At 50.6% G+C, this 22731-nt stretch carries 22 protein-coding genes; all 22 read right to left on the bottom strand.

Annotated features, from left to right (window positions below):
- Nucleotides 1-7 precede the first annotated feature (7 nt).
- On the bottom strand, nucleotides 8-1879 hold the full coding sequence (gene dxs / locus OCV59_RS01135; RefSeq protein WP_147592483.1) for a 1-deoxy-D-xylulose-5-phosphate synthase: 1872 nt from the start codon (nucleotides 1877-1879) through the stop codon (nucleotides 8-10).
- A 3-nt stretch (nucleotides 1880-1882) separates the two neighbouring features.
- Entirely contained in the window at nucleotides 1883-2779 is an 897-nt protein-coding gene (locus tag OCV59_RS01130; protein ID WP_147592482.1) for a polyprenyl synthetase family protein, read from the bottom strand.
- On the bottom strand, nucleotides 2772-2978 hold the full coding sequence (xseB, locus tag OCV59_RS01125) for an exodeoxyribonuclease VII small subunit (protein WP_147592481.1): 207 nt from the start codon (nucleotides 2976-2978) through the stop codon (nucleotides 2772-2774). Before xseB ends, OCV59_RS01130 begins: the two co-directional genes overlap by 8 nt.
- 4 nt (nucleotides 2979-2982) lie before the next feature.
- The gene (gene xseA / locus OCV59_RS01120; protein ID WP_147592480.1) at nucleotides 2983-4191 is read right to left on the bottom strand and encodes an exodeoxyribonuclease VII large subunit; all 1209 of its coding nucleotides are present in this window, start codon (nucleotides 4189-4191) and stop codon (nucleotides 2983-2985) included.
- Nucleotides 4173-5192 carry a tRNA (adenosine(37)-N6)-threonylcarbamoyltransferase complex transferase subunit TsaD gene (locus OCV59_RS01115; RefSeq protein WP_147592479.1) on the bottom strand — a complete coding sequence of 340 codons (1020 nt, stop codon included), beginning with the start codon at nucleotides 5190-5192 and terminating at the stop codon, nucleotides 4173-4175. Before OCV59_RS01115 ends, xseA begins: the two co-directional genes overlap by 19 nt.
- Nucleotides 5182-5583: a transcription antitermination factor NusB gene (gene nusB / locus OCV59_RS01110; protein ID WP_147592478.1), complete on the bottom strand. Its 402-nt coding sequence runs from the start codon at nucleotides 5581-5583 to the stop codon at nucleotides 5182-5184. The genes OCV59_RS01115 and nusB overlap by 11 nt, the downstream gene beginning before the upstream one ends.
- 223 nt (nucleotides 5584-5806) lie before the next feature.
- Nucleotides 5807-7987 (bottom strand): YhgE/Pip domain-containing protein, encoded by a 2181-nt coding sequence (locus OCV59_RS01105; RefSeq protein WP_147592477.1) that lies wholly within the window; start codon nucleotides 7985-7987, stop codon nucleotides 5807-5809.
- Entirely contained in the window at nucleotides 7987-10524 is a 2538-nt protein-coding gene (locus OCV59_RS01100; protein ID WP_262584014.1) for a YhgE/Pip domain-containing protein, read from the bottom strand. Before OCV59_RS01100 ends, OCV59_RS01105 begins: the two co-directional genes overlap by 1 nt.
- Nucleotides 10525-10705: 181 nt before the next feature.
- Nucleotides 10706-12319 carry an amidohydrolase gene (locus OCV59_RS01095; RefSeq protein WP_147592475.1) on the bottom strand — a complete coding sequence of 538 codons (1614 nt, stop codon included), beginning with the start codon at nucleotides 12317-12319 and terminating at the stop codon, nucleotides 10706-10708.
- Nucleotides 12294-12533 carry a hypothetical protein gene (locus tag OCV59_RS01090; protein WP_147592474.1) on the bottom strand — a complete coding sequence of 80 codons (240 nt, stop codon included), beginning with the start codon at nucleotides 12531-12533 and terminating at the stop codon, nucleotides 12294-12296. The genes OCV59_RS01095 and OCV59_RS01090 overlap by 26 nt, the downstream gene beginning before the upstream one ends.
- A 16-nt stretch (nucleotides 12534-12549) precedes the next feature.
- Nucleotides 12550-13998 (bottom strand): sodium:solute symporter family protein, encoded by a 1449-nt coding sequence (locus OCV59_RS01085; RefSeq protein WP_147592473.1) that lies wholly within the window; start codon nucleotides 13996-13998, stop codon nucleotides 12550-12552.
- Nucleotides 13999-14011: 13 nt separating this feature from the next.
- Nucleotides 14012-14653: a hypothetical protein gene (locus OCV59_RS01080; RefSeq protein WP_147592472.1), complete on the bottom strand. Its 642-nt coding sequence runs from the start codon at nucleotides 14651-14653 to the stop codon at nucleotides 14012-14014.
- Between the two features lie 340 nt (nucleotides 14654-14993).
- Complete coding sequence (locus OCV59_RS01075) at nucleotides 14994-16223, bottom strand: saccharopine dehydrogenase family protein (protein WP_262584013.1); 1230 nt, start codon at nucleotides 16221-16223, stop codon at nucleotides 14994-14996.
- Between the two features lie 291 nt (nucleotides 16224-16514).
- On the bottom strand, nucleotides 16515-17936 hold the full coding sequence (locus OCV59_RS01070) for a sigma-54 interaction domain-containing protein (RefSeq protein ID WP_147592470.1): 1422 nt from the start codon (nucleotides 17934-17936) through the stop codon (nucleotides 16515-16517).
- A gap of 112 nt (nucleotides 17937-18048) precedes the next feature.
- The gene (locus OCV59_RS01065; RefSeq protein ID WP_262584012.1) at nucleotides 18049-18663 is read right to left on the bottom strand and encodes a SpoIIIAH-like family protein; all 615 of its coding nucleotides are present in this window, start codon (nucleotides 18661-18663) and stop codon (nucleotides 18049-18051) included.
- Complete coding sequence (locus OCV59_RS01060; protein ID WP_147592468.1) at nucleotides 18653-19087, bottom strand: hypothetical protein; 435 nt, start codon at nucleotides 19085-19087, stop codon at nucleotides 18653-18655. The genes OCV59_RS01065 and OCV59_RS01060 overlap by 11 nt, the downstream gene beginning before the upstream one ends.
- A gap of 38 nt (nucleotides 19088-19125) precedes the next feature.
- Nucleotides 19126-19305, bottom strand: a complete 180-nt coding sequence (locus tag OCV59_RS01055; RefSeq protein WP_147592467.1) for a stage III sporulation protein AF — start codon at nucleotides 19303-19305, stop codon at nucleotides 19126-19128.
- Nucleotides 19302-20387, bottom strand: coding sequence for a stage III sporulation protein AE (gene spoIIIAE / locus OCV59_RS01050; protein WP_147592466.1), 1086 nt, complete (start codon nucleotides 20385-20387; stop codon nucleotides 19302-19304). Before spoIIIAE ends, OCV59_RS01055 begins: the two co-directional genes overlap by 4 nt.
- A 19-nt stretch (nucleotides 20388-20406) precedes the next feature.
- Nucleotides 20407-20793 (bottom strand): SpoIIIAC/SpoIIIAD family protein, encoded by a 387-nt coding sequence (locus OCV59_RS01045; protein ID WP_262584027.1) that lies wholly within the window; start codon nucleotides 20791-20793, stop codon nucleotides 20407-20409.
- Nucleotides 20794-20802: 9 nt separating this feature from the next.
- Nucleotides 20803-20997 carry a stage III sporulation protein AC gene (spoIIIAC, locus tag OCV59_RS01040; protein ID WP_147592464.1) on the bottom strand — a complete coding sequence of 65 codons (195 nt, stop codon included), beginning with the start codon at nucleotides 20995-20997 and terminating at the stop codon, nucleotides 20803-20805.
- Nucleotides 20998-21122: 125 nt separating this feature from the next.
- Nucleotides 21123-21635 carry a stage III sporulation protein AB gene (locus OCV59_RS01035; protein WP_147592463.1) on the bottom strand — a complete coding sequence of 171 codons (513 nt, stop codon included), beginning with the start codon at nucleotides 21633-21635 and terminating at the stop codon, nucleotides 21123-21125.
- A 1-nt stretch (nucleotide 21636) separates the two neighbouring features.
- A complete protein-coding gene (spoIIIAA, locus tag OCV59_RS01030) occupies nucleotides 21637-22557 on the bottom strand; it encodes a stage III sporulation protein AA (protein ID WP_147592462.1) in 921 nt (306 codons plus the stop codon).
- Nucleotides 22558-22731 lie beyond the last annotated feature (174 nt).

The raw sequence follows: 22731 nt of genomic DNA, 5'->3' as shown, positions 1-22731 counted from the left end.
TATTACATCAAGTCTTTCTTTCAAATTCCTGTTTTATCCTTTCCGCTATAGAATGTCCGTCCATGCCGTACTTGCTGTAAAGCTCGCCGCATGTGCCGTGTTCTATGAACGTATCGGGCCATCCTATATTCATTATTCGGGTGCCGCTGTTTTTCAGCACGTCGTTTATCTCTTCTCCCAGTCCTCCGGGTATCACATTGTCCTCTGCTGTGACTATAAGCGAAACGCTGCCTGCTGCCGCTTCGAGCGCCTCGCTGTCGAGAGGGCACAGGAACCTGGTATTGACCACACCGGCGCTTATACCGCCGGCTTCAAGCAGCTCCGCGGCTTCAAGCGCTTTTTCGACCATCGCCCCGAAAGCCCATATGTCGACATCGCTGCCTGAACGCAGTCTCTCGGCCCTTCCCGGCTGTACAGGCTGCATATCTTCCACAGCTCCCAGCTGCGGAGCCGCGCCTCTCGGATATCTTATCGCGCACGGACTGTCAAATGATGCCGCAAATTCCAGCATCGCCTCGAGCTCGCTGCCGTCTTTCGGAGCCATCACGGTCAGACCCGGTATGTGCTTCAGATAGCTGAGATCGAAAACTCCATGATGAGTCTCCCCGTCATTTCCCACGATGCCGGCTCTGTCTATGCACAGCACTACAGGGAGTTCCTGGAGACAAACATCCTCCATGATATGATCGTAAGCTCTCTGCAGGAATGTCGAATATACCGCGACGAACGGCTTCATCCCGGCTTTTGCAAGGCCTGCCGCAAATGTCACTGCGTGGCCTTCCGCGATCCCCACGTCAAAGGCTCTGTCGGGATATTTTTCATGAAAACCCGCAAGCCCTGTTCCTTCCATCATCGCAGCACTGACCGCGACTATGCTGCTGTCGGTTTTTGCCATGCTGCTGAGCTTGCTGCCGAATACTGCCGAATAGGACGGAGCTGCCGATTTTTTCACAGGCTCCCCCGATTCCATGTCGAACGGTCCTATTCCGTGGAACACATTAGGCTTTTCTTCAGCCTTGCTGTACCCCTTGCCTTTTTTAGTCATCGCGTGTATGAATACGGGGCCGTCGAATTCCTTCGCCACTTCAAGTGTTTCACAAAGCTCTTTTATGTTGTGGCCGTCGACCGGGCCGAAATACTTGAATCCCAGCTCTTCGAATATGATACCGTCGATCATCGCGTATTTGACGGTGTTTCTGAGATGCTGCAGACCTGTCACGATGCCGTCGCCGATCAGCGGTACTCTGGAAACGTTTTTCTTTATCCTGGCCTTCATCGCTATGTATTTGCGCGAGCCTCTGAGCTTCCTGAAATATTTCGACATACCACCTGTATTGTGGGATATCGACATTCCGTTGTCGTTCAGTATCACGATCATCTTCGTATCGAGAGTTCCCGCGTTGTTCAGCGCTTCGAACGCCAGTCCGCCTGTCATCGCTCCGTCACCTATGACTGAAACTACGTTGTAGCCTTCGCCTGAAAGATCTCTGGCCGCAGCCATCCCGAGCGCAAGCGATATGGACGAGCTGCTGTGGCCGGTGTCGAACACGTCGTACGGACTTTCGGCACTCTTCGGAAAGCCGCTCATTCCGCCCATCTGTCTGAGTGTTGGGAACTGATCGCACCTTCCGGTAAGGATCTTGTGCACGTAAGTCTGATGTCCGACGTCCCATATTATCTTGTCTTCAGGAGTATCGAACACTCTGTGCAGCGCTATGGAAAGCTCCACCGCGCCAAGGTTCGAAGAGAGATGACCGCCCGTCTTTGAAACGCTTTCGACGAGGAAGTCTCTTATCTCGTATGTGAGCAGATCGAGCTCCTCGTAATCCATTATCTTCAGGTCGGCAGGCAGGTCGAGGCTTTTGAGAAATCCACTCATTTTCTATCTTCCCCTTACAGCCAGATCTTTTGCCAGCTTTACAAAAACTTCAGCGTTGTCATAGTATTCGCTGAGTGCGTCTATGGCAGTCGCCGTCAGCTCATCGAGCCTTTCTTTTGATTCTTCTATTCCGTAAAGTGCAGGATATGTCGCTTTCTTGTTGACGCAGTCCATTCCTGTTTTCTTTCCCATCTCTTCCTCACTGCCCTCTACGTCGAGCAGGTCGTCGCAGATCTGGAATGCAAGCCCCAGATTCTCAGCGTATATAGTAAGATCCTCGAGCATCTTTTCATCTGCGTTACCGAGCTGAGCTCCGGCCTTGACTGCGGCAACGATCAGCGCCGATGTCTTCGTCAGGTGTATATAGTCGAGCATTTCCTTCGAGCAGTTCCTGTCTTCGGCTTCCATGTCCGCGATCTGTCCGGCCACGATGCCTCTGCAGCCGGATCCCTTGCTGATCTCGTATGCTGCCCGGATCCTTCTCTTGAGTGCATCGCCATCATCGAAATACATCAGCATGTCCGTGTTCATCGCTTCGAAAGCCGCAGACTGCAGTCCGTCTCCCGCGAGTGTCGCCACCGCGTCGCCGTACACCTTGTGGTTGGTAGGCACGCCTCTTCTCAGGTCGTCATTGTCCATGCACGGCAGGTCGTCGTGTATGAGCGAGTACGTGTGTATATATTCTATCGCGCATGCATAAGGCAGAGCTTCTGTTATGCTGCCGCCGCAGAAATCGCATGCCGCGAGCAGAAGCACAGGTCTTATCCGCTTGCCTCCGGCAGAAAGGCTGTATTTCATCGATTCGTAAAGAGTGATACTCTTGTGATCCACATCCGGTATGAAATCCAGCAGATGTTCTTCCAGCAGTTCTCTGTAATCATTAAAAGTATTATCAGTCATGATACGCCTCCTGTTTCGTAAGTGTTTCTATTTTCTGACTGGCTTTTTCCAGTATCTCGCTGCATCGTTTATAGTGTTTTATGCCTTCTTCATAGCTTCTGATCGCATCTTCGAGAGAAATGTCTTCTGACTTCAGTTTTTCAGATGCGTTCTCGAGTTTCTTCAGTGCTTCTTCAAACGTTTCTTTTTTTTCTGTCATGATACTATTCCTTTCCGATCGCAGTCACATCAGCCTGAGCGCTTCCTCCTGCGAGTCTGATGCTGACAGTCTGTCCTATTTCAAGACTGGAAGAGTCTTTTACTATATTCCCGCCGCCGTCCGTGACGATACTGTAGCCTCTGCTCAGTATGTTCTGCGGATCTGCCGCGGATACAGCCTCGTGAAGCAGCTCTGTCCTGTGCCTGAGCGAAACGATCATCGATCTGATGTGGTTTTCCATATCATATATTATGTTATCCAGTGCCATCTGCTCCATCGCAGCTCTGCTCCTGAGGTTTCGTGCAAAACTCTTCGGATCCAGCAGTTCCAGGCTTTTTCGCCTGCTGTCACAGACTGTCCCGAGGTTCCTTTTCATCTCTGTACAGAGCGCTTCGATACGATCTCGCAGCTCCTTCGTATCAGGCACGGCCATCTGCGCGGCTGCGGTCGGAGTCTCGGCTCTGCGGTCCGCCGCGAAATCCGAGATCGTGAAATCCGTCTCGTGTCCTACCGCTGATATCACGGGTATGTCCGATCCGTAGATGCTGCGCGCGACGCATTCCTCGTTGAATGCCCACAGCTCCTCCATCGAGCCGCCGCCCCTGCCTGTTATTATTATATCCACATCGCTGTGGTTTTCGTTTATATCTTTTATCGCATGTGCTATTTCTTCCGCCGCATACGGTCCCTGCACCAGCACAGGATATATCACGATATCCACGCAGTCGTTCCTGCCTGTGATGATCTTGACGATATCCCGGACAGCAGCTCCGGTCGGAGATGTGACGACTGCGACTTTCTGCGGAAAGAACGGCAGTGCTTTTTTGTGCGCGGGATCGAAGATCCCTTCTTTTTCGAGCTTGGCCTTGAGCTTTTCAAAAGCCGCGGCGAGATCTCCCCTGCCTGCGCTTTCCATCGTCCGCACGTTGAGCGAATAGCTGCCGCCGCGCTCATAGAGGTATATATACCCCCTGGCGGTCACTTCGTTTCCTTCCACCAGCATGTCTTCCACGGCATCGACGTTGTCTGCCGCGAGAAAGCAGTTTATCCTGCTCTTTTCATCCTTGAGCGAAAAATACACGTGCCCCGAATTGTGAAATTTGAGATTGGAGATCTCTCCGATCACCGAGACACTGCCGAGTATGGGATCCGACTGCAGTATGCGTTTTATATAATTGTTCAGCTGAGAAACTTTTACAGGTTTGATCCCCATATTTCCTTTCCTCCTAAAACCGATATCCCCACGGCATTGTCCTGTGCCAGTCCGTTTTCATCGAATACAGCATTTATCCCGGCCGCGTCAAGCCTTTTCAAAGCTCTCCGTCTGATGAACGAGCTCGATGTGACGCCGCCCGCCATGATGATATCGCTGATGCCGGTCTTTTCGGCGCCCTGGATGACCATGTCAGTCATTGCATCTGAAACTTTTTCAAAGATCTCTCGTATCAGCGGACCTGCAGATTCGCATGATACTGCGCCGCTGCTTTCAAGCGTACGCTTTATCTGTGTATCTATTCCGGAGAGATTGAGCCATCCGTCTCTGACTTTGATCCGGGTCAGAACGTCTGAAGCTCCATCTGCCGCTTCGGCGATCCTGTCCATTTCTTCGCCCGCCGGGAAGCTCATCCCGAGCATCACTCCGGCACGGTCGATCACCTGTCCGAACGCGATGTCCTTCGAGCCGCCGATTATCTCTATGTCATATCCCGTATGGCCGTCCGCTGCAGTGACCTCGAGCAGTTCTGACGTACCTCCCGAAAAGTGGCACGCCATGATTCGGTCTGCGCATTTCAGCTGTGAAAATGCCTTTATCGCCTCGATATGCCCTTCCTGATGTGAAAACGGCAGTGCCGGTATGTCAGCCAGTGCCGCCAGCGATCTGGCAAAGCTTTCGCCTGCGAGAAAAACCGGCATATACGAACCCTCCACGGGTCTCGGCCTTGAGGAATATGCGACAGCTGCAAGTCCGGCATACAGATCGTTCGCTGCTTCTCCGCACACTCCGCCGTCCGCACTGCCTGCCAGCTCTTCAAACAGTTCAGGCAGGTTCCTGACATGCTGAAAAAGGGCGTCAGATTGCCTCAATCCTTTTTCGCCCTGTTTTACTTTCAAAAATTTTCTCAGATCACATACAACGTTCTGATGCATATCGGTAAGCGCTGCCGACGTCTTGTAGTTGCTGGTATCTATCCCCAGGATGAATCTATTTTTCATCTTGGTTGACTATCGCGCCGAGAACGCCGTTGATGAATCCGGAAGATTTCTCCATGCTGAATTTTTTCGCAAGGTTCACGGCTTCGTTTATCGCTACTGCCTGAGGCACTGTGTCGTCAAAACGTATCTCGCCTATCGCCAGCCTCATTATCGCCAGATCGACCTTGGGCATCCTCCCCGTTTTCCATGATCTGCTCTTTTCGTTTATACTGCTGTCGATCGCATCCAGATTTTCGATTATGCTGCAGAGCAGATGCGTGCCTCTCTGTGCATTCATACCCTTCAGACGTTCCTGTGCGAGCCTTTCAGCTGTTTCCGCATCCATGGATTTTGACGCGTCCATCTCATATAGTATCTGCATCAGTATTTCACGAGCTTCGTTTCTTGTCATCTTTTTCTTGTCCTCCGATGGTGTTCAAACATCTTTTTCATTATGCAGGAAATATCGCTTTTGACAATCCCTGCATATCAGCAAAAGTTTTATATGAAAATGTGTGGCGAAGCCACTTTTGTTCTATTTATATCGGCGGCTTTGATGCCTTTGTTCGTACTCATAAAACCGCCTCAATATATATTATATCAAATAAAAATGCAAAACACAATCGGCCTGTATGCTACATGACTTTTGTTTCTTCAAGTTTTTCAGAGAATTTGTCGTTAAGCCTGATGATAGGCTTTCTGAGCACGAGTCCGACTATCAGCGACAGTATCAGGAATACCGAAAGCTTGATCAGATCTGCCCAGTAATCCATGCCGTACATGCCTCCGACGGTCTCACGCATGGCTGCCATACTGTGTGTGAACGGCAGCAGCGGATAGATCACCCGGAAAAATGCCGGCGCGACCTCTATAGGGAATGTACCTCCCGTTCCTGCAACCTGTATCACAAGCAGGATGACGCTTATAGCCTTTCCTATATCTCCGAATGAGACCGTCAGAGTGTATATGACGTTTACATAAACTATGCTCGAGAACCAGCACGCCAGCATGAACAGGAAAGGATGTCTGCACTGGATACCCAGAAAGAGCAGATCCCCCAGTCCTATCAGTGTACTCTGCATCAGTCCCATGATAAAGAACAGTATGTACCGTCCGAAGTACAGATGGCTGTTCTTTACGCCTGAAAGGCCTTCAAGAGTGCTGTCGGATACAGTAACGCTCATCATAGCAACCAGGACTATGCCGCCGATCCAGATCGAAAGCGTCGAATAGAAGGGAGCCATCGCAGAACCGTAGTTCTCTATCTCGTATACCTTGTGAGTCTTCAGCGAAACAGGCGCTGCCAGGAACTGGGACAGTGCTTCTCTGTTCTCCGATAACAGCGATCTGAGTTCCGAGAAATCACCGCTCTGCTGCATCTGCTCCAGCTTTGTGATCATACCACTGACCTTAGATGAAGCTCTGTCCAGAAGTGCACCCGAATTGTCGAGCGCGTTCTGTATCGCCGCAAGATCCGATGTCGCTGAATCAGTCAGTTCGCGGATACCGTCAACGCTTTTGTCCAGCTGCCTGAGCAGATCGGAAATATCGCTGCCTGCACTGCCCAGTGATGCTGAAAGCTTGTTCAGTATGCTCTTCACGTTGTCTTCATATTCTTTTTTCACGCTGTCTATGCCCTTGACGCTCTCATCTATCAGCTTGTCGAGCTCTTTCTTGGCAGTCACGACATCCGTTGCCGAAGTCCTGAGAGATTCCGCTGTGGATTTCAGACTTTCGCTGAGCTCCGTCTGCGTCGCTATCGATGCATTGAGCTTTGCAACGATCGGTTCTGTCAGCGCGGAAAGCTCAGGATTGCTTTCGCCGAGTGCCGCGATGGAGTCTCTCATCTCAGTATACGAGCTGATTGTGCCGTCTACCTTTGATGCGACTGTGTCGAGGGTATCTGCCACGGCTCTCGCATCTGCTGCCTGTGTTTCGAATGCCGAATCCACTAGCTTTGATACCTCTTGATAATATCCCTTGCTGGAATCCAGCAGCTTGTTTATGCTGTCTGTGGTTCCGTTCAGCGTGTCGCGTATGTCGGAAACCGTTTTCTGCATGCCGCTGAGAGTGCCCGACCCGTCGGAAGACTGCTTCTTTACATAATCGAGGAAATCTCCTGTCGATCCGGTCAGCTGCTGTATCGACGACGTCATGCCTGAAAACGATTTCAGCGTTTCCGACGAGGCGTCAAGGCTACCGGAAATATTGCGCAGGTTCCTCAGCAGGTTCGATACAAGAGAACCTGTATCTTCTTCATCTGTCATATTGATTACGGACTGCATGACTGTGAGCCCGGTATCGGAAACCGTTTCGATGAATACCTGATTTATCTGGTTCTGTATCGCCGAAGCTCCCTTTTCGGTGACCTTCGGAGCTATGGCGTTCTCCTTTGCATTCGAATAATAGGTGATCTGCGGTTTTTCTATATCCTCTGAGAAAAGGCTCATCATGTCATTGCTGAAATTCTCCGGGATCACTATCGCAGCATAGTAGTCGCCCGACTTCACGCCCTCGACTGCCGTGTCCCTGTTTGTGAACACCCATTCCATCTGATCGTTTTCATGAAGTGTGGACAGTACTCTGTCCCCTATATTTATATCTATCGGTATGAGACTTCCTTCGTAGCCCTTGTCTACACTGGCCACTGCCACTTTAAGGTTTCCCGTGTTCTTATATGGATCCCAGCTGGCAGCGATGTTGAACCACGCGTACAGGCACGGCACCACCGTGAGCCCCATTATCACTATGAGAGCGATGACATTGTTTTTTATACGCCATACATCTCTTTTGAAAATCTGCCATATATTTTTCATCAGTCGTTCTCCTCTTCGATCATGTGGATAAGGTCTTCCGAAGTTTTGCCGCTCATTTCAAACTGTTCCTGCATCCTGTCGTGTACGTATTCGATACATATCAGATATACAGACAGGAAAATGAGCGACAGTATCCACAGCACGAGGAACAGCATCCTCGCTTTCACTACCAGCATCAGAACCAGGAATATGAGCGGTATCACGATCATGCAGATGAATCCGCGCTTGATCAGATCCGGATACATTCTTTCAAAGCGCACGTATCTGGCCATGAGCCGCTGTTTACCGTACTCGTCTCGCATAAGAGTTTTGAGCATAGTCCTGATCTTCGGTCTGTCACTTCGCGACGTTTCCGTGTCGCATATCATTATTTCCGTTTCGCTGAGCCTGCTGTCAGTCATATGGTTGAGATTTATGAGCAGAGGTCTCAGTATCAGTCCGACGAGAAGCGCGATCCCCGCAAATACGATAAGAATCAGGATATTTCCTATATAGCGGAATCCATAGAAGCCTGCTATGCATTCACGCATAGCATCTATGCCGTACGAGAACGGCAGCAGCGGATAAAGCTTCTGGAAAAAAGAAGGCATCATCTCTATCGGATAGGTTCCCGAGGAACCCGGTATCTGCAGTATTATGAGTATGACTGCAACAGCCTTTCCTATATGCTTGAATGTGATCGCAAGCGCGTAGATGATGTTCACGTACACGAATGCGCACACCAGTCCTGTGAGTATGAATACAAAAGGATGGACGCACTGCACTCCCAGCAGCAGCAGATCTCCCAGGCATACGATGAAAGCCTGGACCAGCGCCGCGGCGACATACAGCATCCATCTGCCGAAGTATGCATCTGTCGCAGTCAGTCCGTGTGCGAGCCCTTCCTTGTCTACCTCCTGCTTGAGTATCGATACGAGTATCAGCCCGCCTACCCAGATGGCGAGGTTAGTATAGAACGGTGTCATTCCCGATCCGTAGTTTTCGACATCGTAAAGCACATCGGATCTCATGCTCACAGGTGAAGCCATGAAGTCAGAGATGGCCTCTGTGTCGAGTCCTTCGAGAGAAAGCAGCTTTTTGTACATCTCCGAGCTCTGCAGCGCCTTTATGTCGTTTATTATATTTTCCAGATCCTGATCCACGAGCTTGAGTATGTTGCCGGTCTGCGCCAGAGCCGCAGCGGTGGAATCGAGACTGGTGCCGAGCTGCTGCAGTACACCTCTGAGCTGTTTCGTCACAGGCTTCACACCGGCCAGCGTTGCTGACAGGCTGCCGCTTACCTGTGCCAGATCGTCCAGCGACTGATTGATCTTCGGCAGCAGGTTCTGGTCGAAATCGCCCCTGAAATCCTGCAGTGATTTTCTGTTCTGCTCTGCGATCTTTTCAAGCTCTGTGCGTGTCTCCTGTGCGGCAGTCACTGCTTCGCCGATCGCGGCGTTGCCGCTGCTGAGTGAATCGAGCAGATCGTTCAGTTCCTTGTTCTGAGTTTGGAGCTTAGCTATCTGCTGAGCGATCTGAGCCGAGAGCTGCGAATCACTGCCGACCTTGTCGTTGAGCTCTTCGAGCTTCTGGAGTATCTGTTCGTTCTTTTTGATGAGTTCATTTGCTGAAGCTATATCTGAGTCTACGGCTGCCGAGGCTTTCAGCACTTTTGTCTCAAAAGCGCCGAGCTTTGTGGATGTCGAGACAGCTATATCGTTCAAAAGTATGTCGCCGTCCGAAAGCGTCTTTGAAAACTGTGCAGCGAACTTTCCAAGTGCGATACGGCTCTGTGTCAGCAGATCCGATGTGTCTCCGAGCGCCGAAGACGCGGCATCTGCAGCAGTATCGACCTTGTCAAGCGACTTTATGGTACTCTGTATCACATCGTCCGACCTGCTTACGGTGTTCTGGAAGTTCGTAAGCACGGTCTGGTATTCACTGATGTTCGCACGCACTTCCGCTATTTCAGAGAAGAGATGCCAGTCTGTGCTGCTGATGTCTCCCGCGATATCATCTGCCGCGGTACGGATGATATCAGCAACGGCCTCCGAAGCCACCGATGAGAAAGTGTCATTGATCTCGTGCTGTATCGTTGTCGCGCCGGTATCCGTTATCTTCGGTGCGATAGCGTTCTTTTTCTCATTTATGTAATAGTCCAGTTCAGGCTTTTTCAGATCGCCTGACAATATGCTGACGAGCGATTCGCTGAAGTCTTCCGGAATGACTATCGCCGCATAGTAGTCACCGGATTTAACGCCTTCCTTCGCCTTTTTTTCACTCGTGAAAGTCCAGCCAAGCTGGTCGTTCTCCTTGAGATTTCCTATTATCGTATCTCCTGCATTAAGCGTGATCATCTCGTTCACTGCACCCTTGTCGTTGTTCGCGACAGCGACTTTGATCCCCTTAGTATTGCCGTACGGATCCATATTGGCTGCGATGTTGAACCATGCATAAAGCGACGGCAGCAGGCATACGCCCACCATTACGAGTGCTGCGGCTCTGTTTCGCAGCAGCCTTTTCACATCGCGGCTGAAAATCTGGAATGATGTATTCATAAGAACCTCCTGTATTAACAGATACATTTTAAATCAAATTCACAATGTTGTCTATAGGCAGTATCAGTTTGTTGTACAGAAAAACGGCACCGCCGCGACAGTGCTTATCATCTGTCGCGGCGGTGCCGTTTTTTAGTTCAGGAATCAACATAGTGGTATTATTTATTTTTGACAGAACAGTTTACTTTGAATATACCGTCTCTCCTCCGACGACGGTCATCAGGACGTCCATGCCGAACATCGCATCTTTGTCGTATGCGCACTCGAACACATTGCTGTCCAGGATCGTCAGATCTGCCAGTTTTCCCGGCTCCAGACTGCCAAGCTCCGCCTCACGGTCGGCAGCGAACGCCGAACCGTACGTATAAGCCTGCAGACTGCTGTGAACCGTCAGCTTTTCATCAGGTGAGAACCCGCCTTCAGGCTGCAGCTCGTCGGTAAGTCTCGTAACAGCCCTGAATATGCCGCGGAGCGGATTCAGCTCTGTCACAGGATAGTCGGTACCGAACGCAAGTCTGCCGCCCGTGTCGGCGATGGATCTGAACGGCCAGGAGTATCTCATTCTCTCCTCGCCTATCATCGTGTGGAAAGGATGCTCGTAAAAGCTGTACTTAGGCAGATGGTCAGGCTGTACGGATGCTATGACCCCGAGCTGTCCGAAACGTTTTATATCATCAGGCGATATCGCTTCTATATGCTCGATACAGTGTCTGAGGTCTCTGTCGCCGTACATGCTTTTCGCATATTCGAAAGCGTCAAGCCCCAGACGCACCGCACCGTCTCCGCATGCATGCAGCCTCACCTTTATATCGTTTGCTGCCATCTGCGCGACACGCTCTTTCAGGTGTTCGGGATCTATCATCGGCTCGCTCCTGAACCCGGGCATATCGGTGTAATCTTCGAGCATGAACCCGGTGTGACCCATAGGCGTGCCGTCCAGAAAGTCCTTAACGCCTATGCATCTGAGCATTTCTGAGCTGTAAGCCTCTTTAGTCCTGAGTATTTCATCTATCTCTTCCTTGAAATCTATGGCAAAGTTTATCCTGACGCTGAGCTTTCCTTTATCTTCAAGGATCCTGTACGCAGGCTCTGCCCTCACGCCGTAAAGCGGCAGATCTCCGACAGAAGTGATGCCGCAGCGGCCTGCAGTCTTTGCAAACGCCTCTGCATATCCTGAAAGCTCTTCCATGCTCATCTCACTGAGGATACTTCTGAGCATCGGTATCACGGCTGCTTCATGGACATAGCCCGTCGGCTCGCCGTCAGCGTCTCTGAAATAACTGCCGTTTTCGGGATCCGGAGTATTTCTCGTGATGCTGAACCTGCGCAGAGCCTCGCTGTTGAGCCATGCTCCGTGGCATTCCTTGTTCAGAAGAAATACCGGCGTATTCTTAAAATACCTGTCGAGACTTTCCCTGGTTGGCAGTTTGGTGCCGGGCCATCTGAAGTTGTCCCATGCTCCTCCCATGATCCAGCGGCCACCGCTGTCATCGCTGTTCTTTGCATACAGCATCGCCGCAGCTTCCTCCTCGCTGTCCGCATGTCTCAGCACGCCGTCCTTTTCCATGAAAGCGCCCGTAAGGGAATGCACGTGAAAATCGTGGAATCCCGGCATTATGAAGTTATCTTCAAAGTCGAGCACTTCGGTATTCCCGTCGATATGCTCCGCGGCTTTGTCTGCCGTGCCCGCAAAGATTATCCTTGAGCCTTCACAGATCACGTAGCCGTCTATCAGCTCAGGCGAGACGGCAGTGTAGATGTTCCTGCACCTAAACGCTCTCTTCTTCATCTTCATCCCCCACCTCGAATACTCCGTTCTTTACTTCTCTTATATAAAGGAATGCAGTTACCGGCCCGTAAAGGATCGCAGCCGCGCCCATGAATACGGGCAGCACTATATCTGATCTGCCGATCGTCAGTGCGCCGATCAGCACAGAGCACAGCAGGCATATGATCGCCCATCTGTATGCGAGTTTGGTCTTTTTTTCTTCACTAAGTTCTTTTTTCATATTAACCCTGCCTTTCTCATGCGGTGAGAGTCTTGTTCTCTTCGCCTTTGTAGGTCAGCTTTGCAACGATCACATATACCAGCACGCTGAATATTATGCATGCCACGTTTGCAGGTATACCTCCCGGTGTGCCGAGAACGAATTCCCATACTGCATATGCCACGATAGTGAGCAGCAGACTCCAGAATCCGGCTGACGGAGTCTTCTTTTTGTAGAAGAGTCCGAGCATGAGCGGCACGATAAATGCTGCGACCTGGAATCCTCCGCAGTAGTAGTATGCTTTGGAGATGCCGTCTGACCAGAAATAAGTAGCGACGATCATGAACAAGCCGACGATCCAGATAACGAGTCTCGTGCCCCATACTTCAGCCTTGTCACTGAGATCAGGTTTGAAGAAACTCTTGATGATATCATGCACTACTACAGCTCCGCATATCAGATAGTCTGCGCTGACTGTTGACATTACTGCTGATAACAGCGCTGCCACAAACAGACCTCTCAGGCCTATCGGCAGAGTCGTGAACACTACAGCCCAGAAAGCTTCCGACGGCGCCTGCGATGCAGCTTCAGGGAAGAGCACCAGTGCAGCCATTCCGGCGAATACCATTACCGTACTGAAGAACAGTCCGAATATCATGATGCATGTGTATGAAACCTTGATATCTCCGCCCGACTTGGATGATCCGAATCTCTGGTATGACTGAGAGTTCGCATACATTGCCAGCGCACTGATCACCCATCCTAGTATCGACAGGAATCCGTTCCCGCCAGTGACAGTCATGAAATCAGGATTTACAGCTTCCACCTGATCGAACAGTGTGGCGAATCCTCCAAAGTGATTGAAAAGTCCGAAGCAGAGCACGCCTGCCGATACGGACATCACGACGAACTGCATCATATCGGTCACCGCAAGGCCCCAGAGCCCTGACAGCGATGTGTAGAATATGATTATCACGCCGAGAGCAGCGAAAGCCAGCCACATGTTCATTCCGGTAACGTATGCTATCACCGAGCCGCCCGCTGTCAGCAGCGCTGATTCATAAAGGAAAGGCGGCAGCATGCCGATAGCCATGATGAACTTCGTCTTTCTGTCGTACATGTATGCCATCAGGTCCGGCATCGTAAGCACCCAGTCAGGTATCTTGTTCCTCACGAGAGGCCCTATCCACACGGCGAGAGGAAGTCTCAGTATCGCCGTAGGTATGATGTATATGAATATGATACATATACCCATGGTCGTACCGCACTCAGCGAGTCCGACTATAGTCCACGAGTCATACCAGCTTGCGGCGCCCACACCTACGAGAACAGGTATCGTGAGTCTTCTCGACGCCACGAAAAAGCTCTTCATGTTCTTGCTTGCTCTTTTACGCATCGTCAGACCGACGGATATGATAGCCACGAAATACGCGACTATTATGAGCCAGTCGATCGATGACCATATTTCAGAAAAATTAACAGCCATTTGATTCCTCCTTTTAGAAATTATTATCCACTCTGTATTTCAGCCCCAGCACATGCTCGCTTTCCACGGCGAACTCATCGAGATATGCGTATCTCATGTTCGGGTATTTTCCTTTGTAGATAATTTCCATTTCAACGGCAGGTCTGTAGAAGATCTTCTCGCTGCTCAGGTAAAGCGCTGCGTTGCGTCCGTAAAACTTTTTCATTATCTTGAATTGTATGTAGTCCTCTGCTCTGCTTTCCATATCGGAAAGCGTGTTCGCTGTCTTTATCACGGTCCGTTTCGCAGTATCGAGTTTTCCTTTCACGAGAGGGAGCTGCCCGCTTTCGTAGATATCATACTGAAACGGATGCATCTCGTTGACATCCAGCACCACGGCCACCTTGCCTTCTTTTGTCAGACCTTTTTTCTTGAATAAAATATTGCGCTCAACACGGAAGTCATATTCGAGATAACAGTAAGGCACCCATACGTCTGTGACTCTCCCGATATCAAACTTCATCATCGGCTTACCGAAAATACTGCCGTGCAGGAGTCTGAGTTTGCTCTCTATGGCCTCCTGTCTGTCAGCCACCTGTTTCGTGTGATATTCGCCGGTCTGCGGTTCCGCTGTGCGCGGCGCCGTTTTCAGACGCTTCACCACCGTATCTCTCATTCAAAATCCTCCTTTCTATAGTTTGTCGGTCGAAGACCGACATTAAGGTATCCTTTAGGGTTTCTATAGTTTGTCGGTCGTAGACCGGCATTAAGGTATCCTTTAGGGTTTCATTTATTTGTCGGTCGTAGACCGGCATCAGGTTATCCTTCAGGATTTCTTTGATTTATCGGCGGCAGGCCGGCATGGCCCCGGCACCGCCCTGAACGAAATATACTATGAGGCATATCGTACTTTTATGTACGTCCTCATCCACTGCCCTGAAACATTAAAAATGCCGTCTGAGATACAGCGACATTTTTAATGTTGTTGTCAATATATTACTGGAGGTCGTATGACACTATATTTCTTTTACAGTTTCTTTCCACTTGTACGGATATCCCGTGCCCATCATCTTGTCTATGAACACTTCAGGATCGAGTTCATCCGCAAATACGATACCCTTCGGCATATCTATCTCGTCGATCAGCATCGTTCCTGTCGCGAGAGGCAGCGATACGTATACGAGAGCTGTTCCGTAAAGCTTCTTCAGTTCAGGCCCCGGAGCATTCATCTTAGGGCAGTTTGCCGTCCATGCGATTTTCTTTCCGTCTTTTTCTCCTGCCACTTCCACAACGAGTTCGATGAATGCAGTCTTGTCAGCGTACTCGAGCTGTTCGTCAGTAGCGCCGAAGATATTGTTCTGAGGAGGCGGCACCATAGCTGTCACTACATCGATAGGTGCTACTTCCACATCTCCTACCCTGATCTTATCCTGCGAGCACAGTCCCATAGCATAGAACATCGCAGGCTGATACATCATGTAATATTTGAAATCCACGTCCTTCACGCCCTTGAACGTAGCCGGCATGCTGTAGATCTCCTCATGCGAATGGTGCGTAACAGGCAGATGTCCTACCGGTTCAGGGAAATCCCACATCTCCAGTCCGCCGAACGGAGGATACTGCACGTATTTTCCATCCTCCAGCGCGTATGTCGGAGCAGCGCAGTCGATAAGAGCCTGCTTCGGCGACCATCCCGGATTCCATGGTCTGAGCACCCAGTCGTATTCGTGTTCGCCCGGAAGATGAGTTGCCTTTCCTATCCTCATCTTGATGCTGTCCACTCTGTCGAGTCTGTTTGCAAGTCTTCTCGCCAGCACGTTAGTCCATCCCGGAGCAAATCCGCATCCGAACAGCGCGGTCAGCCCCGCCTCTTTGAACTCCCTGCAGAGCGGCATATCCTCGATCGCAACGCCTTCGACGAACTTATCCCAGAACGGCACGTCAAAAGCTGTGTTTATATAATTAGCCTTTGCCTTGAGCGCGCCCTCCATCACATAAGGCACCATCCACGGCATTACCATGTCGACTACGACATCGACGCCCTCGGCAGCTCTCGCCACGTCGTCAGGGTCAGTAGCATTCACCGTTCCCGTCCTGACCTTGTCACTGCCTATATGATCTGCTATCGCTTTTGCAGTTTCTTCCTTGAGATCGACTATCCTTATCTCCTCGATATTATCCTGTCTGGCCAGTATAGATGCGCATGAGCCGCCCTGTCCGCCGGCGCCTACTATCAAAACTTTCATCCTGTTTCCTCCTGTCATGTTACATGTTTTTTCAACTGACCATATATAGAGCAACATGCATGCCAAACTATTCAGAAAACTTTTGATTCATTTCGTGCAAAGCGCACTATCGTTGGAATTTCAACGTTTTTTTATTCTCATGCAAAGCCGCAGCATACCTTCTTGCCGACGCATCTGCAGCCGTCGAGGCGCGTGAAGGCATAAGAAAAGGTTCCATTTCTGGAACCTTTAGATGTATTTTTTGTATCTGATGCGATTTTCAGCCCTTTCAGGGTTGCAGTCCGGAACCTCTCAGGTTTCATTTCTGGAACTTCCCTTGTTCAACCCGTATTTGCTCAGCTTTCTGGAAAGCGTCGCCTTGCTCATGCCAAGCACTTTTCCCACTTCGCTTGCTTTTTTCCCGTGAGTATCCATCATCGTTTCGAGTATATAGCGCTCATACTCGTCCATGAGCTCTGTCATCGTTTTGTTTTCAAGCTGAGGAGTATATGATGCCTTTTGCTCGACCGGCACGCCAAGTGCGCGTTCGACCTGGAATCTCGTTATCACATCGCCGTCAAAGCTGATGATGATGCGCTCGATTATATTCTCCAGCTCTCTGATGTTTCCCGGCCACTCGAACTGCTGCAGCGCTTCCACAGCTGCATTCGTGATAGCCTTGTTCATCTTGTAGATCGCATTGAAATGATCGATAAAATACGTCGTAAGTGCGGCGATATCCTTTTTTCGCCCTCGCAGCGGCAGAAGTTCCAGCGGCATCACATTGAGTCTGTAATACAGATCCTGTCTGAACGTTCCTTCATCCACTGCCTTCTGAAGATCCCGGTTTGTCGCGGTTATCAGTCTGACGTCAACAGGTATCACCTTGCTGCCGCCAACGTGCATGATCTCCTTTTCCTGAAGGACTCTCAGCAGTTTCGACTGCAGATGTACGGGCATCTCGCCTATCTCGTCCAGAAACAGTGTGCCTGTGTTCGCCATTTCAAACAGTCCCATCTTGCCTTTTTTGCTTGCTCCTGTGAACGCACCCGGCTCGTATCCGAACAGCTCTGACTCCAGCAGATTCTCAGGTATCGCTGCACAGTTGATCTTTATGAAAGGTCTGCCGGCTCTGCCGCTGTTCTGATATATGAAATTTGCGAAGACTTCCTTGCCTGTTCCAGACTCGCCTGTAAGAAGCACCGTAGTGTCAAGTTTGGCTATGCGCGCAGCCTTTTCAGCAAGTGTCTTCGTTTCATCGTCTTCCGCTATCATGTTTCCCCACATGACGATGTTCTGATTCTTGAGATATTCGATCTCTTTTTTTATCTTTTCATTGTCTTCATTCTGTTCGCGCAGCAGATCCCTGAGCACGAGAGTCTCCGTGATGTTGCGTTCTGTGCACACTATCAGATCGATGCCGTCATCGCCGCAGTAAAGAGGTGTGCCGGTCACGAACACCTTATCACCGTCCCCGAGGTTCTGTATGATATCCTCTTCCTTTCCGCTCTTCAGCGTCCGCAGTGTTACCGAATTCTCGACGAAGCCCATTTCTTCAAGTTCAGCCATATTCTTGCCGAGCACTTCCTCTCTCGTCAGGCCGCCGGTCTTGCACGACTCGTCATTCAGGAACACGGTGTTCCCGTCTCCGTCTGTTATGTAAACTCCGACTTTGAGGCAGTTGAGTATATCCAGCAGTATCCTGTAGTTCTTCCTGATAAAATCCTTATACATGTGCACACCTTTTTTATACCGATTTATTCGCAAAATTCCGACTTTTATTTATGTTACAATGATATCATCATGTGTTACAAAAGTCCATAGCCGTGTGATCTGTTATCCGGCGTTACTTTTTCGATACATCCTGAACGACTATCTCGCTCGCCTTTCTGTCTGTTTCTCTCATTATGATCTCGCATATCTTCGTGACCATGCTCTGATCCAGCTCTTCGGTGTTCACCGTCACGTTGACTCCGCTGTCCGTTATCACGACGAATGTCTCCGGAAGCCCCTTGTTCTTTATCAGTGTTTCAACGGTCTTCTCCTGTTCCATGCAGTTCAGTAGCCGCATTTTTTCGGCCGACGCCTCCTGCTTTTCTGCCTTTGTCGAAGCAGAGCTTTCGGCATCGGTGAGCATCGATATTATCTTGTTTCGCTCCATGTCCAGCGTAGCCCTCATCTCCTTGAAATAAGCGTCGGTATTTTCAAGCTCGGAAACATCGTCCGACGTCACCAGCGCAGATTCGTCTACACTGCCGCTGCCTTCCTTTTCCTCCTGAACGTTCAGGCTGTCCACCAGCACATCACCGTCGTGAAGCGGCACATCGTCGCTGGCAGTCCTGTCTGCGCCTCCTGCTCCCGTGATCGAATAGACGCATACGCCTGCTGCCAGCAGCATCAGCGCCGCGACCTTCTTCTTATTGCCCTTTATAAAAGATATCACTGATTTCTTATCGCTCATTTGATGTTTCCCCCTTTTCGCCTGAACTCCTGCCGGCCGCATCCCCGGAGCTTTTCACCGACTTCTTCACAAAGACCTCCACACTGGTCGACGGTATGTTGAAAACCGCGGTGACAGCGTTGATCAGATCATTTTTGACTACAGGATCTCCGGCTCCCTGCGCAGTCACTATCACTCCGCTGACACGTTCACTGCTGTCGTGCTGCAGCATCACGTCGACCTCGCCGACTCCGTCTATATCCGCGAGTATGCTGCACAGCTCGGCTTCCGTACCGCCGTCTTCATCTATGATCTGTTTCCTGCCGTCTCTGCCCTGAGTGAACACGTCAAAGGAAAGCAGTATCACCGCGATGATGATCAGCAGCGCTGCAGCCTTTACACATCTGTCCCTGAAGCCCGGATCATTTCTGAATTTTTCCAGCAAAAGACTCTACCTCCTCTTTCTATGTATATCTGAAACTTTCACCGATATTCCACCGCGATATAAATGACGGGATACAGGATCGTAGCCATTATCACGAGTGAGAAAACGAACTTTACGTATTTCCCCATTGATGAATCAGGCAGCAGGATCTCGATGAATGAAAGCGCGAGTATTATGATGAAAAGGCTGCTGACCCACTGTTTCACGATATCCGTCATAAGCTGCCTCCTCCCATACCCATGATGATAGTAATGAAGATAAGGAACATGAATGCGCCGGTCGCCAGCACCACGGTCATCGTCACTGCGGCGTTGCCTATCTCGTTCAGACTGTCCGAGATGTTCTTAGGCGCAACAGGCTCTGCTGCGATCGCTATCAGCTTGTATACTGCAGCAACGGACAGTATCTTCACGACCGGACCTGCAAGCAGCGAAAGCAGTATGATGATCCCGATAACGCCCACGGCATTTTTTATAAGCCCGATGCAGCTGAGCACCATATCAAGAGAGTCTGCTGCAAAGCCGCCGACTATGGGCACGAAGTTGTCTATCGAAAATTTCGCCGTATCTATGAGTATGCCGTCCGCAGATTTCGTCACGATCCCCTGCACCGCTGTGATACCTGTGAATATCGTTATCATCAGACCCGTGAGGAAAATCGCGCCTTTCCTTAAAAACGTCGACAGCTTTTTTACATAATCTTTTTCTGTTAAACCATTGATCATCACGAAGACCGCCGACAGAAAAACGAGCGGCAGGACAACGTGCTGCATAAGGAAGTCGAATCCAGTGACAGCACCTGCCATGACGGGATCCATGATGCTCCCCGACGAGATCCCGCCCATCGAGATCAGCAGAGGTATCATTATCGGCAGCAGGATCTCCATCGCCGAGGCCATCGTGCCGATCGTGCTCGAGCAGTAATCGTAGGTCTGATAGAAATTGCCTATGCAGAGCGCTGTGATGATGATGCCGCATATCATCGTGCCGAGCGACGAGACCGTTTTGCTGCCGAACGTGTTCGAAAAATTCGTCAGCAGCCCCGTCACTATGCATATTGCCAGTATCTCGCAGCCTATAAACACTGACGATCTGACTTCCATCAGAAAAAGATCAGTCAGATTTTTTATGATGCTGTCCGTATCGAAGATCGGTCTGCCGTTTATCATGCTGTTTATTATCTGCTCTACGGTCATGTCTCCGAATATGCCGCCCTGTCCGGCCGCATCCGACATCATGCTTTCGAGCCCGGACAGATCCATCGAATCGAGCTGTCCGTCTATTATCGTCTGGTAATCCATATCGTGCCCTTTCCATCCTCTAGCCGATAAGCGAACCGATCAGCTCCAGCACAGCCGTCAGCACCGGCATGGCGAGACAGAAAATTATCACCTTTCCCGCCAGTTCGACCTTGGATCCGATCGTCGCCTCACCGGCGTCTCTGCACAGCTGCGCCGTGAAGTCCGTCACGTATGCCACTGCCAGCACTTTGAGTATGACCGGGAAAAACGTCCTGCCGTATACCACATTATCGTATATATCCCCCAGAAAATCGAAGACGTATACGAGTCTGTCTATTATCGTGACGAAAAGTATCACCACTGTGGCGAGTATTATGTAGATCGTCAGCTCCCTGTTCACGCTTTTCATTAGAGCCGCCAGTAGCACTCCGGTCAGCGCCAGCGCAGCTATCCTGATGATTTCCATGCCGTTCACCTAAAACTCCAGGAATGTCCTGACAGTATCAAAAAATTCGCTTATCATCTGTATCACCAGCATCAGCACCACGATCACCCCGGCCAGCGTCGTGAGCATCGCCTGCTCCTCGCGCCCCGCCTTGACCAGCACCTGGTTGAGCACTGCGATCGCGATACCGATAGCCGCTATCTTGAATATTATATCTATCTCCATACCTCAAACTCCCGATTTCCGTACCTGCCGTCTGTACTGCGGTGCACGACCCGCTGCGAACGGTATCGCCCTCTCTGCGATCCCGCTGTGCCGCAGTGTGCGGCCTTCTGCGAACGCCTGCATCATCATATCAGCATCACTGCGATGACCGCTCCCGCTGCCATTCCGAGCCCTCTGTACATCCTGCCCTGCTTTTTCTCCTGCTCTCCGGCGTCCGCTAGACATGTCTCAAGCCGTATCACTGCCGGCTTTATTATATCCTGCTGTCCTTTCGCATCGCTCCTGCCGAGCCCCGCCGCGATATCGCGCAGGACCGCCGTGTCTCTTTCGTGCAAAGGGCAGTTTTTCGCATTTTCGCTGAGCGCAGCCTCCCACGAGTCTGCGAGCGGTCTCTGTTCTTTCATGCAAAGGCTGCAGCTGTGGAGCACGTCTGAGAACCAGCATCGTTTCAGCTCCGACACTTTCATGAATGTCTTCGCCAGATGATCCTGTCTGTATGTGATCTCCACCGCGAGCAGTCTTATCAGCTCGAGCGCGTTTTCCAGCTCTCTGCGCCTTGCCGCATAGCCCGAAGACTTGATGAATCCGAGCGATGTACACCCCGCGAATATCAGTATGCATCCTGCGATCTTCAGCATCCTACGCACCTCTGGCTGCTTCCCGCACACCCGAAAGCTTCATGATGCGCTTCACCGTTCCCGTGCACGGCTCTGCCGACAGAAATATCAGCGTCTCGAACACATGCCTGCGTATCAGCTCGCCCACAGCTGAGTTTTCCACATCTTCAAAGCTGCTGCCGTGTATGGTCGTTATCGTCTTCACCCCTGCGCAGAGCGCGGCTTCTATGGCTCCCACATCTTCGTGCCTGCCTATCTCATCCGTTATGATCACGTCAGGCGACATCGATCTTATCAGCATCAGTATGCCTTCGGCCTTCGGGCAGCCGTCGAGTATGTCCGTCCTGCTTCCGAGATCGTAGCTGCTCTCGCCGCCTGTGCAGCCTGCGATCTCCGAGCGCTCATCGCATATCCCGACTCTGTATCCGCGGTAGCTCAGCGTCCGTGCCAGATCGCGCAGTATCGTCGTCTTGCCGCATTTAGGCGGTGAGATTATGAGCGTGTTTCGTATCGTGTTCAGCGACTTGTCGCATACCGAATCTATCACCTTTGCGGCTGCGCCTATTATCTGTCTGCTTCTCCTGATATTTAGCGACGAAATGTCTTTGATAAGATGAACGTTCCCGTCTCTGAGCGTCACGGTCCCGCATATCCCTACGCGGTGTCCGCCCTCTATCGTGATGTATCCCTTCGAGAGCTCATCCTCGTATGCGTAGTACGAATAGTCCAGCAGTCTGTTCAGAGTCTCGTCCAGGATCTCAGGGGTCATCAGCCTGCGGTCATGCAGACTTATCTCCCGCCCGTCGCCTATCACAAGCGTGTCCTGAAAAGTCTTCAGCCGTATCTCCTCGAATTTATCCAGGATGCTGTCGGGCAGCTGCCTTATCCTGTCATCGACGGAAGCCGGCAGCTTGCGCAGTATCCTCTCTGTGTTTCTGTCCATCACTGCACCTCTTTCTTTTGTGATTTTCTATATAACAGATATATTCCTTGTCCACGAAATTATTCATGGAATTATCCCCGGAAATGAGATGCAGAAGGATTTTTGCGCCTGACGTTGCTGTTTTTCGCAAAAAAAAACCAGCTACCGTCATCAGACATAGCTGGTTTTTACAGT

Origin of the sequence: Brotomerdimonas butyrica, from assembly GCF_025567305.1 — a bacterium.
Classification (GTDB): Bacteria; Bacillota; Clostridia; order Peptostreptococcales; family Anaerovoracaceae; genus Lentihominibacter; species Lentihominibacter butyricus.
This window is presented reverse-complemented; position numbering and strand designations above follow the sequence as displayed.

Excerpts from the sequence above, each read along its gene's own strand:
- xseB (WP_147592481.1), bottom strand. The coding sequence starts at position 2,978 with ATGACAGAAAAAAAAGAAACGTTTGAAGAAGCACTGAAGAAACTCGAG.
- OCV59_RS01105 (WP_147592477.1), bottom strand. The coding sequence starts at position 7,987 with ATGAAAAATATATGGCAGATTTTCAAAAGAGATGTATGGCGTATAAAA.
- dxs (WP_147592483.1), bottom strand. The coding sequence starts at position 1,879 with ATGAGTGGATTTCTCAAAAGCCTCGACCTGCCTGCCGACCTGAAGATA.
- OCV59_RS01065 (WP_262584012.1), bottom strand. The coding sequence starts at position 18,663 with ATGAGCGATAAGAAATCAGTGATATCTTTTATAAAGGGCAATAAGAAG.
- OCV59_RS01095 (WP_147592475.1), bottom strand. The coding sequence starts at position 12,319 with ATGAAGATGAAGAAGAGAGCGTTTAGGTGCAGGAACATCTACACTGCC.
- spoIIIAC (WP_147592464.1), bottom strand. The coding sequence starts at position 20,997 with ATGGAGATAGATATAATATTCAAGATAGCGGCTATCGGTATCGCGATC.
- OCV59_RS01090 (WP_147592474.1), bottom strand. The coding sequence starts at position 12,533 with ATGAAAAAAGAACTTAGTGAAGAAAAAAAGACCAAACTCGCATACAGA.
- OCV59_RS01080 (WP_147592472.1), bottom strand. The coding sequence starts at position 14,653 with ATGAGAGATACGGTGGTGAAGCGTCTGAAAACGGCGCCGCGCACAGCG.
- OCV59_RS01055 (WP_147592467.1), bottom strand. The coding sequence starts at position 19,305 with ATGACGGATATCGTGAAACAGTGGGTCAGCAGCCTTTTCATCATAATA.
- OCV59_RS01115 (WP_147592479.1), bottom strand. The coding sequence starts at position 5,192 with ATGAAAAATAGATTCATCCTGGGGATAGATACCAGCAACTACAAGACG.
- OCV59_RS01070 (WP_147592470.1), bottom strand. The coding sequence starts at position 17,936 with ATGTATAAGGATTTTATCAGGAAGAACTACAGGATACTGCTGGATATA.
- spoIIIAE (WP_147592466.1), bottom strand. The coding sequence starts at position 20,387 with ATGGATTACCAGACGATAATAGACGGACAGCTCGATTCGATGGATCTG.
- OCV59_RS01045 (WP_262584027.1), bottom strand. The coding sequence starts at position 20,793 with ATGGAAATCATCAGGATAGCTGCGCTGGCGCTGACCGGAGTGCTACTG.
- OCV59_RS01085 (WP_147592473.1), bottom strand. The coding sequence starts at position 13,998 with ATGGCTGTTAATTTTTCTGAAATATGGTCATCGATCGACTGGCTCATA.
- OCV59_RS01130 (WP_147592482.1), bottom strand. The coding sequence starts at position 2,779 with ATGACTGATAATACTTTTAATGATTACAGAGAACTGCTGGAAGAACAT.
- OCV59_RS01075 (WP_262584013.1), bottom strand. The coding sequence starts at position 16,223 with ATGAAAGTTTTGATAGTAGGCGCCGGCGGACAGGGCGGCTCATGCGCA.
- OCV59_RS01035 (WP_147592463.1), bottom strand. The coding sequence starts at position 21,635 with ATGCTGAAGATCGCAGGATGCATACTGATATTCGCGGGGTGTACATCG.
- spoIIIAA (WP_147592462.1), bottom strand. The coding sequence starts at position 22,557 with ATGGACAGAAACACAGAGAGGATACTGCGCAAGCTGCCGGCTTCCGTC.
- nusB (WP_147592478.1), bottom strand. The coding sequence starts at position 5,583 with ATGACAAGAAACGAAGCTCGTGAAATACTGATGCAGATACTATATGAG.
- OCV59_RS01100 (WP_262584014.1), bottom strand. The coding sequence starts at position 10,524 with ATGAATACATCATTCCAGATTTTCAGCCGCGATGTGAAAAGGCTGCTG.
- xseA (WP_147592480.1), bottom strand. The coding sequence starts at position 4,191 with ATGGGGATCAAACCTGTAAAAGTTTCTCAGCTGAACAATTATATAAAA.